The sequence below is a fragment of the uncultured Megasphaera sp. genome (assembly GCF_900539295.1).
Classification (GTDB): Bacteria; Bacillota; Negativicutes; order Veillonellales; family Megasphaeraceae; genus Megasphaera.
Genome location: NZ_UQBH01000019.1, coordinates 25,522 through 41,352, shown reverse-complemented (window position 1 = coordinate 41,352; position 15,831 = coordinate 25,522). Strand labels below are relative to the sequence as shown.

General features: G+C 45.9%; 10 protein-coding genes. All 10 read left to right on the top strand.

The window, feature by feature from the left end:
- Nucleotides 1-107 precede the first annotated feature (107 nt).
- Complete coding sequence (locus QZQ46_RS07405) at nt 108-893, top strand: hypothetical protein (protein ID WP_296828455.1); 786 nt, start codon at nt 108-110, stop codon at nt 891-893.
- Between the two features lie 14 nt (nt 894-907).
- Nucleotides 908-1,687: a hypothetical protein gene (locus QZQ46_RS07400; RefSeq protein ID WP_296828453.1), complete on the top strand. Its 780-nt coding sequence runs from the start codon at nt 908-910 to the stop codon at nt 1,685-1,687.
- Between the two features lie 407 nt (nt 1,688-2,094).
- Complete coding sequence (locus tag QZQ46_RS07395; RefSeq protein ID WP_296828452.1) at nt 2,095-4,209, top strand: phospholipase D-like domain-containing protein; 2,115 nt, start codon at nt 2,095-2,097, stop codon at nt 4,207-4,209.
- Between the two features lie 15 nt (nt 4,210-4,224).
- Nucleotides 4,225-4,818: a hypothetical protein gene (locus QZQ46_RS07390; RefSeq protein ID WP_296828450.1), complete on the top strand. Its 594-nt coding sequence runs from the start codon at nt 4,225-4,227 to the stop codon at nt 4,816-4,818.
- 152 nt (nt 4,819-4,970) lie between these two features.
- Nucleotides 4,971-5,318, top strand: coding sequence for an arsenate reductase family protein (locus tag QZQ46_RS07385; RefSeq protein ID WP_296828459.1), 348 nt, complete (start codon nt 4,971-4,973; stop codon nt 5,316-5,318).
- A 343-nt stretch (nt 5,319-5,661) separates the two neighbouring features.
- Nucleotides 5,662-6,462, top strand: coding sequence for an ADP-ribosylglycohydrolase family protein (locus QZQ46_RS07380; protein ID WP_296828448.1), 801 nt, complete (start codon nt 5,662-5,664; stop codon nt 6,460-6,462).
- A 304-nt stretch (nt 6,463-6,766) separates the two neighbouring features.
- Complete coding sequence (locus QZQ46_RS07375) at nt 6,767-8,239, top strand: Sau3AI family type II restriction endonuclease (RefSeq protein WP_296828446.1); 1,473 nt, start codon at nt 6,767-6,769, stop codon at nt 8,237-8,239.
- A 23-nt stretch (nt 8,240-8,262) separates the two neighbouring features.
- Complete coding sequence (locus QZQ46_RS07370; RefSeq protein ID WP_296828444.1) at nt 8,263-9,543, top strand: restriction endonuclease; 1,281 nt, start codon at nt 8,263-8,265, stop codon at nt 9,541-9,543.
- 50 nt (nt 9,544-9,593) lie between these two features.
- Nucleotides 9,594-12,128: a DrmE family protein gene (locus tag QZQ46_RS07365; protein ID WP_296828442.1), complete on the top strand. Its 2,535-nt coding sequence runs from the start codon at nt 9,594-9,596 to the stop codon at nt 12,126-12,128.
- Nucleotides 12,121-15,831 carry a helicase-related protein gene (locus QZQ46_RS07360; RefSeq protein WP_296828440.1) on the top strand — a complete coding sequence of 1,237 codons (3,711 nt, stop codon included), beginning with the start codon at nt 12,121-12,123 and terminating at the stop codon, nt 15,829-15,831. Before QZQ46_RS07365 ends, QZQ46_RS07360 begins: the two co-directional genes overlap by 8 nt.

Genomic DNA, 15,831 nt, shown 5'->3' with positions numbered 1-15,831 from the left:
ACGTCCATTCGCGGTGGATGATTTAGTTGGCACCCCAATATTTGACAAAGAGCCCCTTTTTTGCGTACTTTTTGCCATTCTTGTCTTTTCCGACAGGAGGTATGCCTATGTTTACCCATTATTATTTCGAAGGTCCCGAGGAGGAGATTTTCTCGCTGCGGACCCGCCTCAACGACATTTTAAAAACTCAATCACATCCGCCCCTTGAACGGGATAAGGAACTCGCAGCCCTTGGCTTTGTGCGGGATGATGGCAGCCATGACCTGGTCCATATCCTCGACGCCTTGGAGGGACCGGAGGACATCCGGCACAACGGCTCCGTCTGCGGCGACATCAGCCCCGACGCTTGCCGTCAGCTGCCAAACGGCAAATGGTCCATGGCGGTGAACGTCGATGGCGGCAACTACCTTGAACTCTGGGATATCATGCTCCATAAGTGGGCCCCCAACAGCTGCTATTATTATCTGGCCTATGGCGATTTCCGGGATGGCGACGCCGAATCCAATGATGTAGAACATCATTATTTTTCAGGCGACTATGCCGTCCGGGCCAGTCTTTCAAAAGAGACGCCGGAAGAGCTCTCGCGAATCTTCAGCCGCCATACCCTTTATCAATACTCCGATTCTAATATTTTTAGCCGGGACCACGACGTCTATTACTCCCAATGGCCGCGGGAGGAACTGTACCGGGAGCTGCTGTCCCTGGTGCCGCTGCCCGAACTGTCTCCCGACGACTTAGCGGACGTCGTGGCATCGACAATCGGCCTGCCGCTGGGGAATGGCAGCTTTGGAACGCGGGCTATCATCCGCCGGATCCATTATCTGGTGCGCGAACGTCACCACTATTTCATTCCCGTTTTGGAAGAACTTCGCCAAAAGGGGAAGCTTCGCTGAAAGGAGACAACATCATGGCCAATATTTGTTACACCCAATACCGTTTCGAAGGGCCGGAAGAGGAAATCCGGAATATCGGAAATCACTTCCAGAAGGCCTTTTCCCTCCGGTCCTTTGACGAAGCCGATGAAGACACGAAGCGCTTCGTCGACCGGGAATTTTACGAACAGCATCTTAACAACATCATAGAACTCCTGTATCCCGGCTGTGAATACGGTTGGCGCGGGGCCATCCGAGGCAAGATTACAGAAGAATCGTACCAAAGCCTCGGAGATGGACAACTGGTCTTATCCTTCGAGGCTGAATCGTCCTATGTGCCGGTCAACAGCCTCTGGAATGACGCCCTCAGTCAATGGGCGCCGAACAGCCGCTATTACTACTACGCCGAGGAAATGCGCCTGGAAGGGATTTGGACCAATGACGTCTTCCGGAAATATTTCCCCTGGGACTACGCCATCTTCGCCTCTATTAAAAAAAATATCCCCCAAGCCATCTTCGATTTCCTGACCAAAAAAGCTGAATATCGGAAAAGGGAAGACCAGTACGGCTATCACGTCAGCTACTGGACCCGGGAAGAGCTGCGGGAAGCCCTTTTAAAACTCCTGCCCCATCCCGAATGGTCCACAGAGGACCTCATCTACGTCGCTAAGGACGAGCTGGAACACTTCGCCGAAGGAGATGAGAACCTGTGGATTTTCATGATTCCTATCCGCCACCGCGCAGAAGACGCCCCGGGCTTCTTTAGTCGGGAAGAAGAACCAGCCTTACCCGAAGAGGAAACGGACCGGGAATGAAGGTCATCATAGAGAAACACCGCCTCAGCCGAAAACTGTGACGGTGTTTTTTTTCATCTTAAATTACCAAGAGTATCTTCATTATTTCGTTTTATAACGCAACCAAAGACTTCCGCCGTCTTTCAGAAAATGAGCGGTTTATTGGACAATGAATGAATTTTCGCTCCTTACCATCTGCCATAGCTGATAGTGAAACAAAAATGTTTCAGTAGATGTTACCGTGCCCTTAGGGTAAACGATCCCCCTGTAGTCAGATCGATTCGGATTCGACTGTAGGGGGATTTTTTGTGCGGATGTGTGCCTGGTTTATGACTGTCTAAAAATAATTGATTATTTTTTAGACAAATGATATACTTTACTCAAAAAGTTTTGGGAAATCAAGTTAAATTCAGAAGGGAGTACCTGTTATGGCGGAAGATAAGGATCGAGAATTCGAACTGGAATTCGAAGAACCGCAGCTGTCCTTGTTTGAAACTGAACATCGTGACGAGAAAAAGCCGGCGTTGCTGCGCTGCTATAAGAATCGTTTGGTCAGTGTTGAAAATATGTCGGTCCATGATTTATTCAATGGGTTCGATGAAATCCGGGTCATCACTTTTTCTTATGACGTGGCCATGATCCACTGGTTGATGGAAAAATTCAAATATGGAGAAATCCTTCTCGGTGCCGATTTCATGGTACGAAAAGACGCGAGGACGGCGTCCAAAGTAGCGGAAATTCTAGCAGGAGCAGACATGGCCGCGCAGGAGATCCGAAAATACGGGGATTTAGTCCAAAAAATGTTAGACGGCGACTTAGTCATCCATAGCTCCGTCAACATCTTGGACCACCGGAAATTATACCTCCTTCGCAGCGACGACGGCAGGACCCGGGTCATCACGGCGTCGGCCAATATGACCCGAAGGGCATGGTCTGCCGATCAAATGGAGAACGTCGCCTTTTATGATGAACCCAATGCCTATGATGCTTACTTTCAAGAATTCCTTACGGCTTGGAAGATGTCGGCGGACATCCCCTATAAGGTAGTTGCATCTGAGGCAGCCGATCATCCCAAAGATGCCAATGCGGTATTAAAGAAAGTGGTGGAAACGAATAAGGCCGTCATCCTGCAAACGCCTGCTGAAGACGAACAGGCTGTGATCACCAATTATCAGTATGTCATGAGGGGAGATCAGGCCAAAGAAAAATACATGGAGCTGTTAAAGGATACGGGCATCCGGACGACGAAAGACGGCGTCATTAAGATCAATCCCAAAATCGTCGAAAAGATAGCTGTGAATGCCCAGAAAGCGGCCATACGCAAAACGGATATCAAACAAATCGTCGAAAAATACCCTTACATTACCTTTGACTATAATCAGGCTTCCATGAACCTTTCCGGGGAAACGATGGATCTGAATCCACCGGAAGACGAAGTAAAGGGCGAAATCGAGGATCTCTTGTCCATCTTTGAAAAGTATAATTCCTTCGTCGGAACGGCTCCGGAAAAGCAAAAGGACATTTATTATAAGCTCCTCAATGCCATGTTCGCCTCGCCCTTTTTTGCCCGTCTCCGCTGTGAAGCCCGGCTGATAAACAAGGGGACGACCAGTCTGCCCTTGTATCTTTTGATTTCATCCAGCCATTCCAGCACGGGAAAGTCCTTTTTCGTCAAAGCCATCTTGAAATTAATGACAGGAAAGAAAAATCTGCGAGTCCTGGCGGCTAAAGAATGCCCCAGTAAGACCGCCGTCGCCTTGCAGGTAGAAGGAAAAGGAGTACCACTTTTTATCGATGAAATCGATAATGCTTACTTGGCACACATGAAAAAGGCCATCAAGACTACGGAACAAATCTGTGAAGTCCTGCAAAATGATACGGTACCGCTGCTCATTTTCGCTTCCAACGATGTGACCGATCCGGATATGCAGCTTCGCAAACGAATGATTTTTCTCGATCCCGAAGGGACGATTCCCTCTGATGCCGACCAGACGGCCTGGCTTTCTGCCGGAAACAGCCTGATTTCAAGGCTGGGAAACGGATTGTATCGCGAATATGTCCGGCGGATGATGCCCAAAGTTTGGGATGCCATCGATCGGATGCAGACGAACGAAGGGGAAAGTCTTCCCGATGATTGGTATCCGGATATTATGCCCCTTTCTTCAGAAACATTAATGGAAATCATAAGTGATTTTGGTTTTGAAAAACCGGATTACTTCAGGAAACTGACTTGGCGGGATGATTTTGCTGAAAATGCATCGTATATCACAGCCGACGCATTCCGGGAAATCAGAGAGATGTATGCTTCGAATAAAAAGGCCTTTGAAATCGATCAAAACACGGTTACGATTGAAACGGGCTCCGATAAAGCCAGTATGCGCCGCCTTCAATCTTGGGCTGCGGTCATGCCTGTCGAAGTGATGAAAGAAGCCCCCATGTGGACCAAGACGGGCTGGATGATCGTCTTTCATCGAGACGAATTGGAAAAAAGGCTGGGCATCCGATTTAAGGACTCGTGGTACCGGAAATTTTTTAAGAAATGAATCGAGGTGAGGGTCATGCGGCGGCTGTATTTATACAAAAAATTCACTGAAGACGGCAAGGCTGTCCGGGATGCGGCAGCCGATATCGTTCGGCCTGACGATGAAGTCTTCGTCGTAACGGAACATGACCGGAAACACGAAGAACTCGATAAGGTCATCGAAAGGGGCCATGCTCATGATATCCTTGTTGTCGAAGCCATCGATGATTTGGGGCAGGTTGCCGAAGACAGTATCAAACGGCTTCGGAACATCATGGAGAAGGGCATCTGCCTCGTTTCTTGTGATCTGAAAATGACCTATGAACACGGATTGGAATTGAATCAAACCATTGTCGGGACTATCCTTGAGATGCTTGAAAAAACACTGAAAACGGACCATCCCTTGGTATTCCGTTCGCGAAATGCCGGACGGCCCAGCATCGATTTCCCCGAAGGCTGGGATGAAAAATACGATGATTGGAAAGGCGGGAAGCTTTCTTCCAAAGCCTTCATGGCGTGGTCGGGAATGAAAAAAGCGACCTTCTATAATAAAGTGACCGAATACAGCGAACTCTTGGAGGAAGAAGCGCGATATCGACAGGCCATTAAAAGGGCTGGTTGGAATCAATGACGGGCCATGGAGCCGTAAGCGTCGAATTATATTGGACGGCACTGTAATGAAGCACTTCGCTCATTATCGAAGGCTTCTTTCCGACAAGGAGCAGGAATTTAGGAAGGATTGTCGAACTTATTAAGTATGTGAGGTGATACTCTATGAGTGAATTGACATTTGTATGCTACTCTCGTTGTTCTACTTGCAAGAAAGCCGAAAAATGGCTGGCAGCCAATGATGTGGCCGTAACGGTTCGTGACATCAAGGGGGATAACCCGACGGAAGCAGAGCTTCGTGAGTGGCACGAAAAAAGCGGTCTGCCTCTCAAACGCTTCTTCAATACGAGCGGTCTCAAGTATCGAGAATTGGGACTCAAGGATAAATTGGCAGACATGAGTGAAGATGAGCAGTACGCCCTTCTTGCCACAGACGGCATGTTGGTCAAGCGGCCCTTGCTTGTCGGTAAAAACAAGGTTCTCGTAGGATTCAAAGAAGCCGAATGGCAGGATAATTTGTAATATAAAATGAGCCTCCGTCTGCGAGGCTCATTTTCTCATGTCTCAAAATTGCCAGGCTGTAGGTCCGAATCCAGAGAGAAGGAACGTCAATCCTATTAAGTCTTTGCGGGATGGGGATTGAAATGATGGGTTCATGAAATTCTGCCGGGCGGCACGGCAATGAACATCGTCGATTAAGAGGCAAGGCAAGTGCTGAAAGTATAGCTGTTGTTTGAATGAATGGACTGGCGGAAGTAGTCGTGACAAGGGCTGGCGCAATAGATGCGGAGTTTCAATCGCGCTGACCGTGTGTTTTATTTGAATGATTTTTGTAGAGGCATAAGTATTTTTGCGAGGTGGTTCCATGTTAGGCGCAATCGTAGGAGATATTGTCGGCTCACGTTTTGAAGGGCACAATATCAAGACCAAAGAATTTGAATTATTTCACCATAAGTGCAGGCCCACCGATGACACCATCATGAGTCTGGCCTTGGCCAAGGCGATTCTGGAAAGTAAGACCGATTACAGTGATCTCGGCGAACTTGCCGTGGACAATATGCAGAGCCTGGGCCGGAAATATCCGCACTGCGGGTACGGAGGGAACTTTAAGCGCTGGATATTTACCATGGATCCCAAACCGTATCACAGCTTTGGGAATGGCTCTGCCATGCGTGTCAGTGCCGCCGGATTTGTGGCAAACAGTTTGGACGAAGTAAAATTACTCTCCCGGAAAATAACCGAAGTTACCCATGACCATCCCGAAGGATTGAAAGGGGCCGAAGCAACAGCTGGAGCTGTCTATATGGCCAGAACCGGCTCTAGCTTACAGGAAATCCGAGACGCCATCGATCGAGATTACTATCCCATGAATTTCACCTTGGACGCCATTCGGCCGACATACCACTTTGATGTGACCTGCCAAGGGAGCGTACCCCAAGCCCTGATGGCCTTTTTTGAATCGACGGGATTTGAAGATGCTATCCGTAACGCCATCTCCATCGGCGGCGACAGCGACACCATAGCCGCCATCTGCGGCAGCGTCGCCGAAGCCTACTACGGCATTCCTGAAAAACTGAGGAAACATACCCTGATGTTTTTAGATGAAAGATTATTGAAAATCCTTACGGATTTTGAAAAAGTATATCCGCCGGTTAGGGGAAAATAGATAGGGGATATACAAAAAACGGCCACATCGCTATCAGGTGCGATGTGGCCAATTGCATTTAATTTCTTTCAGGAAGTAAGTTATAGCGTTTGACGTAAGACATGGCCGTTCCATTTCCGTGACGGTTGGCTTGGTACATAATCAGGACAATCTTTTTCGTCTTCTTATCGATGACAAAATTCAAGCCTTCATTTTACAAGGAATCATCGATTGTTATGATAAACTAAAAGCAGGATTTTTTCCTTTTTGTGTCGAATTTGTAACATCATAGACCTTTCTGGAATTTATAAAGGAGAAGAGAATTATGTCTGATTTTTATAATAAAGCGGATCCGACATCCATTGAACGATATGCGGAAAAGATGGTCGGCAAAACTTTCCGGGAAATATGGGAAGAGAACGAGATATCCTCCTCGGACTTGTTGAAGGAAAAGACGGCGAACAAGGAATATCTGGAATCCCATGCGAAGAAGAAATATAAAGGCGGTATGGGGAACCTCGTCGAGGAATGCTATTTCAAATATAAGAGCAACAGCGATTCAGAACCGGATTTCCCGGACTCCGGTGTAGAGCTAAAAGTCACGCCTTATAAGGAAATCGGCAGGAAGAAAGAGCTGCGGGCCAAGGAACGGTTAATCATTACGATGATTGATTATTTCAACTTGGTCAATGAGTCGTCCTTCCAGCAGAGTCATGTTTGGAAGAAGGCTCAGCTGATTCTTTTGGTGTGGTATCTTTACGAACAAGAGAAATCAAACCTTGACTTCCATATCGATTTCGTAAAGCTCTTCACTCCGCCTGAAGAGGACCGGAAAATCATGGAAGCCGATTACAATAAAATCGTCGCCAAGGTGCGGGCCGGGAAAGCACATGAATTATCAGAAGGCGATACGCTATATCTCGGTGCTGCTACGAAGAGCTCCGATTCGTCGAAACGACGGCGGCAGCCTTACAGCGATATCGAAGCGAAGCCGCGGGCTTTTTCCTTTAAGAACTCTTATATGACCTATATTCTGAATAAGTACTTCGTGCCGGGCTTAGCGACGTATGAACCTATCGTCCATGGTGAAGTCGACGATTTTGAAGCGTATGTCGTCAAGAAAATTTCTGCGTACCGCGGTAAAAGCGTTGATGAACTCTGCTGGATTTTCGGTATCAGCAAGAATCCGAAGAATCTGGGATCAATGCTTGCATTCCGTATGTTGGGCGTCAAAGGGAACCAAGCTGAAGAATTCGAGAAGGCCGGTATCGTAGTCAAGGCCATCCGTATCGAGAAGACCGGTTCCATCCAACAGAGCATGTCTTTCCCAGCCATTGATTACCAACAGTTGGCCCATGAAACGTGGGACGATTGTACTTTTGGCAATTACCTTCGGGAAACGCGCTTCTTCTTCGTCATCTACAAGAAAGATGCAGAAGGGCAATTACATCTGTCAGGCTGCCAGTTCTGGAATATTCCTGAAGAAGATCTAGAAGGCGATGTCCGGGCTGTATGGCAGGAAATGCACGATATCATCAAGGACGGTAGGCTGGAGATACATGTCGATGCCAAGGGCAATCTCCATAATAACCTCCCCAAGAAGAAGGACCACACTGTATCACATGTCCGGCCTCATGGACAGGACCGGAATGATACCAAACCATTACCGGTTGGGACACATCTGCTGATGGATGAGAAGACGAAGGAGTGCTGGCCTGACGATACGCGCTATGTCAAACAATGCTTCTGGCTCAATAATACATACATCATCAGACAGATAAAGGAAGAGAACAGATAGCCCAATAGAGGATGTGATGTGCGATGGAAGATTCGAAAACCAAGAGAATCCCTTTTGACCGATTAGAAGAATCAGATTTATATGTCGATGCTGTTTATGAAAGTGGGACGGTTTCTGACCTCAGGGCAGAAGTACTGCACCATCTCCTGCCTAAATGTGGCAGTTCCGGCGGTTTCCGGAAAGTGAAGCGGAAGGGCAGCAATAAGTTTGCCTATGTCGTCCTCTATACCTCGATGGAAGAATTGGAATGGCCTGATTTCTTGGATACAGAGACAGGAATCTTCCGCTATTATGGGGACAACCGCAAACCAGGCCGTCTCCTGACCGATACGAAACTGAAGGGGAACCAATTGCTGGAAGACATCTTCGACTGTCTGAACGGCAAGGGCTCACTGGACGATATCCCACCGTTCCTCATCTTCAAGAAGACCGGAGAAAGGCGTAATGTACAGTTTCTTGGGCTGGCAGTGCCAGGCAACCCGAAAATTTCGCCGGATAGGGACTTGGTTGCCTTCTGGCGCACTTCGCAAGGCGAACGGTTTCAGAACTACGAAGCCTATTTCACGGTTCTCGATACGGGTGAAAAGCCGATTTCTCGGAAATGGCTGCAGAGCTTGATTGATGACCATGAACACAGCAATCAATACGCACCTGCTGCCTGGTTGGCGTTCCAGAAATCGGGGCGCAACGGCATCAAGGCCCTGCAGGCACCGCGCCTCTTCGATATCCCGACGAAGATGGAACAGATGCAGTGCAATGAAATGGGAAGAATCTGCCTCGATAAGATCCGGAAGCATTATAAAAAATTCAGCCAAGGCTTCGAGCTGTGTGCTGTCAACATCGCCAAGATGATGGACAATAATTTCCAGAAATTCAACCTGACTCGCCCGTGGCGTGACGGCGGCCGGGATGCCATCGGTACTTATGCCATACAAGCCGGCAGCGCCATCAACTATCCTTTGCGTATGGAATGTGCACTGGAAGCGAAATGCTACGGCATGGACAACAGCGTCGGGGTCAGGGAGATGTCCCGGCTCATCTCCCGCATACGGTACAGGCAGTTCGGTATCATGATTACGACGAGCTTCGTCGATAAACAGGCATATCGTGAAGTCGTCGAAGACGGTCATCCTATATTGATTGTGACAGCGGCAGATATCGCACGTATCTTAATTAATAATTCCATCGATAAAGCGAATATAGAATCCTGGCTTGGGGGAATCGATGAAACGAACCTTATGGTTCCCGATGATGTACGGGCGCAGTGGGTAGCAGAGAAACAAGGGGACTATCATGCTCGGTGAACCTCTGATATGATTATGAATCGGATAGAATAGGAATTGGACGGTGTCTCATGGATATGAATGACAGGGAAAAAGTACAGGAAGCACTTGATAAATGTGAACTGTATTTAGGGAATGAAAGAATAGAAAAAGAAAATATGGAAGAATACATACAGTTGATTTTAGATAACTTTTTCTCTGATAATAGGTTAGTCTATACCTCGGTCGTCCCTAATGATCAACTTTTAAGTTGCGTCTTTTTTATTGCCGGAGTGCTCGTGTATATACGCAGTCAACTTTCTGTCGATGCCTATATAAACCAATTGCTTGAAGCCAGTGATGGAAATCTTAAAGTTACTTATGAAAATCGTATAAGTGTAATAGAACCGCCTCATTTGGTGAATGGCATGCTTCCTTTGGTGAATCAAAAGGGATTGCGGAATTACGTACCAAGCTCAAGATGGAACTTGATATTGGAATATGATGGAAAGGCAAAAAATAGAGTCCAACATTATCAGACCTTGAAAAATCGAGTCGATTTTTATGAAAGAATTTTTGGCAGTCAGAGCAGGACAAAAGCTATCGCTTTTGATGATATTTCATATATCGTCATTGGTAAAAAGCGGGCAGACCGCATATTGGATAAACTATATGTAGCAGTAAAAGGAATGGGACGTAAAAGATTCAGTGAATTGTTTACAGTTGCCTATCAGGGCAAGGATATCGACTGTATTTACAAGTATCCGGGTAATCTTGGAGAGATGTACCCTTCTATTTGCATTTGCAATGATTTAGCGATTGTAAAGAAATGGGCTGAAGAATATGGAGAAGCGTATGCTATCACCATGTTGTATGTAGCCGATTGGACGACTATCCAAAGAGACCAAGGATTCATTCAACAAATATTCAATAATAAAAAAATCCCTTTACAGCTATATAACTTTTTCTTCCGTTTCGCTTTGATGAATGATATAGGGAAGATACGGAAAGCGGATGTCTATTGGGGCACTACACCATCTTATTTGGTCAGCCGTCCTGGGCTTGCTGCTGTGATATCAGCTGAGATATCAGGTGTGATAGGAGAAAAATATTTCGGCAGTGCTATCACACGGACTGAATATCGAGCGGTGATGCAGAAGATAAATATTTTGCGTCATAATAAAACAGAATCTCCGAATGGGTTTAAATTCATGTGTTGTGCATTAGGCCTTATACGACGTTTAAAGACCAGCTGTTTCTTGCTAGAAAAAGATTTCATGATGTCCTATGCTATCGATAATTTGGAGAAATTACAGGATGACGTTGGTGATTCCGTTCTTCGGAGAATCTGTCGGGAAATCTATAATTTTGTAGAACAGTTATATGAAGATATCAGCCGGAACCAATATAAAAAAGAAAAGTTAATGTCTCTTTTATCCGATAATCCTTACGGAAATAAATTACTGGTTGTTCCTTATGCCAATCAATGCAACGTGTTCGATGCAGGTGATAAGGTGAGGTATAATCTGGACATTGCGACGCCTTTGAAAATAAGGACGGATAAGAGATACAGCCTTATTATCATCAGCGGTACTTTTTGGCTGCATGATGTCCCTCTCTTTCTGCACTTACAGGCTGCACGTACTATATTCTTCTTGTATGAGTTTGAAAAGGCTGATTATGGACATATGGCAGCATATGCACATCGTCAACTGAATGATTTCGAAGTATTATCCGGTCTGGCGGACCGGGAAGAGAAAATCATTCCGAGAACAGATGAAGGAGCTGACATTTTGGATGAACCATTTACCACCATCGATATTTCAGATATCGTCAAGCGGCTCCATTCTGTAAGCAGAGATAGTGATATCATCCAAGATAGCAAGGTGGATGTCGTTCGTATCGGTATATTAGATGATGGACGGCAGTATCTTTTCTCTAAGAGAAAAGTCCATTATCTGAACGAGGAAGATAACAGTGTGCATCTTCTAGAGGTCGCAAAATTATTGCCCGGGATGAGCTTCTTGTACTGTCGTGATTTTGGCAATCGTCATGATGTCATCAAGGCTATCTTAGAAGAGGAAAAGAATAACTCTGATGATTTTTATCGGTCGTTTTATCGGTCCTTGGAATTAGTAAAAAGGTGGAAAAACGGCCTGGCAGAATACGTTGAGCAACAGGGGATTAGATGGAATGATTTAAGCAAACAGCTTCGCGATATGGGGGTTTCGAATTCTGGCGGGGCCGTTGTTCGTTCATGGGTTATTCCTGGGAGTCATGTCATTGGTCCGAGACGTAAGAAAGTCTATGAAGCAATCAAGACAATCATCGCACCTTATGATGACGATACTACAGCGGATGCCTATTATGAGGCAACAAAAAATATTCGAGATATCCACATTGGTATTACTAAGAAGATAACGAAACGGTTACCACGTATCTATGAAACTGTGCAGAAAGGGGTAGAAACCAGCACTCCGTTGGATAGGATGCTGCAGGCTGATTTAGATGAATTCATTGAAGTATTGAATTTGTACGATATACAAAGCCTGAAACAGCCTGTGAAGATTCCAGGAAATTATGTAAATGTGCCTTTAGAAAGTGAGGAATTGATGAGTTTTGAATAAGAGTGATATAACCGACGAGTGCCTTAAGGCAAGAGATATAATCATCAATAATATGCAGAAGCAGCTGGAAGGCCCCGGTGCAGAAGGGAGCATCCCTGATGCAGAACATGAAATCATCACCGATATCCCTTCGAGACGGTACAGTTGTGGCATCTTGTATCCACAGAAGGTTATGCTGGACTTAGAGGATGAAGTGAGTGAAGATGGTAATCAGGCTGACGAAGTAAATGGAGATGGAGACGAAGGGGAAACTAACAATGAAATCGACAGCAATATTGAGCCGTCGGGAGAAAATCAAGATGATGGTGATGATACTGTAGATTTGAGGAACCAATGGCGCCCTTCCTCGATGGGGATTACGTTCTTCGTAAAAGGGAAACCGGAAGCGATGCATATCCATTTGACTTTCGGCACGTATCGAGTCAGTGAACTGAAGGATTATTGTTATCCTTGCAACGCTAAACTCGATTATGATATGTTGCCGGTTGAAGTGCAGCAACATATCGGAGTGTCAGAGGATAAACGTTTCTTCACAGTCAAGGAACCATTCAACAGCAAATGGGTACGGCATGTTTTGGATTCTTATGAAGCCGATTCCGGTTCTTACGATTTACAGATTCCCTTGATGACACTTGCACGGCAATGCAGCGATCCCTACCACAAAAGTTATGTACGCATCCCGCACGCATTGGATTTCCAGTTACCTCGAGGGATGCAAGAAGGCTTCATTGATTTAGGGGATTCCTTGGATGATACAGACTGCCATTTCACCGCATTTTGTAAATTGATGGATGATGATGAACAGCTTTGGTCGATTACTTTGATGGTGAGCAACGAATTCAAGGACTTTAAATTACGAGAATATAATCGATTTATTTTCCAGCCCCATATCAAAGTCCGCATCGAGGAAAACGATGATGTTATCTTCTTTGACAGAAATCAGATAAAAAAGAGCATTTCAGCCGATGATGAAGAAGAACGGCTGAATCTATTGTACCGTAAACAAAAAGATTTCGGCTCAGGGATGGGTACTTCTCTACAATGGCAGATTGACGAAAAGGGGAAAGGGTTCCTCATCAATGACTTCTTGCCGAAGAAAGAGCTGCCGGGCATGGATTTCAATCTGCCGACGAATGAATTCACGGAAGAAGAATCGAATCAGATACTCTCCATGAAAGTCCATTCTGACTTAGATAGTACCAGCAAAGAAAAGAAATTGGCTCTGTTGTCTCGATTGGTGGAGTCTTATGCGCATTGGATCAAAGGATTAGATGGCAAGGAAAAAGAACTGCCAGAAAGATATCGCCATGCTGCTTCATTGAATCTGACAGACTGCCGAGAAGCCGCTGCACGTATGAAAGAAGGCATCGCGTTATTACGGGATGATGATAAAACATATACAGCCTTCTCGTTGGCGAATCGTGCTATGTTCATGCAGAGAGTACATCTGGAAATCATTGCTGATGAAAAATACGGGACAGAGCGTTATGGCGGTGACCAGTCTGCTGATTCACCTTTAGGGAAGAGATTGTCTGAATTGGCTGATATCAATCAGTATCGTAATCGTGATGTCAAAGACAAACATTTGTGGCGGCCTTTCCAGTTGGCCTTCCTTCTCATGAGTTTGAAAGGAATCGTTGATGAAAAATCGTCGGACAGGGACTTGGTCGATTTGATTTGGTTCCCTACGGGCGGTGGCAAGACAGAAGCGTACTTAGGATTATCTGCTTTTGTTATCTTTTACCGCCGCTTGGTCTATGGTGATAAGGGTGGTGGTACGAACATCATCATGCGCTATACCTTACGCTTGCTGACTGCCCAGCAGTTCAGCAGAGCCGCTACCTTAATCTGTGCTTGTGAAGCTATCCGGAAAACATACGGGGTCAAAGCAAGTGCTACGCGGACTCGGCTCGCCCGACGGAAACCAGGAGAAGAGATACCAGTTCTAGGGAATGAGCCGATTACGATAGGGTTATGGATTGGCAGCCAGCATACGCCCAACAGACTGGATGATGCAAAAAAGAAATTAAAGAATTTGATGAATACCTATGGTATTGCAGATAATGATTTCCAGCTCTTGAAATGTCCGTGGTGCGGGACTTCATTAGTCAAAGAACATGGGAAAGGCGAATGGGGGTACTTTTATCAAACCAATCCTAAACATTTTTATTATCAATGCCCACAGGACGGATGCCGGTTCCATACGTCCGAAATCCCGGTGATGGTCATCGACGAAGAAATCTATAAGAGACCGCCCACATTGCTTATCGGGACAGTTGATAAATTCGCTATGATGACTTGGAAGAATGAAGTGAATAAATTCTTTGGTGCTGATGGTCAGCATCGAGGACCGGAACTTATCATCCAAGACGAACTGCACCTCATTTCAGGCCCGTTGGGATCCATTGTAGGCTTGTATGAAACAGCCATCGATTATATGTGTAATAACTGCGGCCATGTCAAGCCCAAAATCATCGCTTCGACGGCCACTATCAGGCGGGCGAAAGCACAATGTGCAGCTCTTTACAATCGCGATACCCGACAGTTCCCGCCGCCAGGCATTGATGCAGATGACTCCTATTTTGCACGGAACGATGTCATTGATCATGATAAAGGGAAATATGGCCGCTGCTACATCGGGGTGATGGCTTCCGGCAAGAACCAAGTCTCTACGGAAGTCACTGTCATTTCCGATTTGTTGCAGCTAATAAAAATCCTTAAAGTGCCGGATGAGGTCAAAGATGAATATTGGACATTGACGGCTTACTTCAACAGCCTCAAGGATTTAGGACAATGTGAATCATTAGTTGCTGATGATATTAAGAATAGTGTCTATCAGTTCTCGCAGAGACTGCAGACCAAACCGCGTTATGCTTACGTTTTAAGGGAGCTGACCAGCCGGGTCAAGACAAACAAGCTGAATCAGGTCTTCAAAGAACTCGAAGAAATTAAATATCATTCTGATGACAATAAAAAAACATATCCTGTCGATATTGTCCTTAGCAGCAACATGCTCTCTGTCGGCGTCGACATTGCACGTTTGAATGTTTTGTTGATGGTCAATCAGCCGAAACTGAATAGTGAATACATACAGGCGACCAGTCGTGTCGGACGTGCTTATCCCGGATTGGTCTTTACCCTGTATAATCAGGGACGGAACCGGGACCAGTCGTATTATGAACAGTTCAAGACGTTCCATGAATCTTTCTATCGATTCGTCGAACCTACAGGAGCGACGCCGTTCTCAAAACCGGCCAGGGACAGGGCACTGCATGCGGTATTAATTGCTATGATGCGGAGTATTCCTGCTTTGGCAGAAGAAAAATCGGCTGGTGAATTTCGGCTTGATGATTACCGTGATGCGATAGAAAGGATGAGCAGCTTCATTTTAGACCGAGTTCGTGGGATAAGAAGCCGCGGAAGCCAAATCCATGATGATATCCCAGAAATCAAACAGGAAATCGAGGATTTCTTTGAGGATTGGAACCGTAAGGCGGAAATAGCTTCATCCGAGTCAAAGCAATTAGTGTATGGCAACAGTTGGTTCTATGAAGGAAAAGAACCGCAGGAATCTTCTTACCGATTGTTGAAACCATTCCATCAGAAATCGGATGATAAGTTGCTCCCGGGAGAAACGTTAACCTCAATGAGGAATATCGACAGCGAAGTGCGGGGATGTGCATTGATTTGGAAAGAGGATTGA

Coding starts and splice junctions, on each gene's coding strand:
- QZQ46_RS07405 (WP_296828455.1), top strand. CDS start 108: ATGTTTACCCATTATTATTTCGAAGGTCCCGAGGAGGAGATTTTCTCG.
- QZQ46_RS07400 (WP_296828453.1), top strand. CDS start 908: ATGGCCAATATTTGTTACACCCAATACCGTTTCGAAGGGCCGGAAGAG.
- QZQ46_RS07395 (WP_296828452.1), top strand. CDS start 2,095: ATGGCGGAAGATAAGGATCGAGAATTCGAACTGGAATTCGAAGAACCG.
- QZQ46_RS07390 (WP_296828450.1), top strand. CDS start 4,225: ATGCGGCGGCTGTATTTATACAAAAAATTCACTGAAGACGGCAAGGCT.
- QZQ46_RS07380 (WP_296828448.1), top strand. CDS start 5,662: ATGTTAGGCGCAATCGTAGGAGATATTGTCGGCTCACGTTTTGAAGGG.
- QZQ46_RS07375 (WP_296828446.1), top strand. CDS start 6,767: ATGTCTGATTTTTATAATAAAGCGGATCCGACATCCATTGAACGATAT.
- QZQ46_RS07370 (WP_296828444.1), top strand. CDS start 8,263: ATGGAAGATTCGAAAACCAAGAGAATCCCTTTTGACCGATTAGAAGAA.
- QZQ46_RS07365 (WP_296828442.1), top strand. CDS start 9,594: ATGGATATGAATGACAGGGAAAAAGTACAGGAAGCACTTGATAAATGT.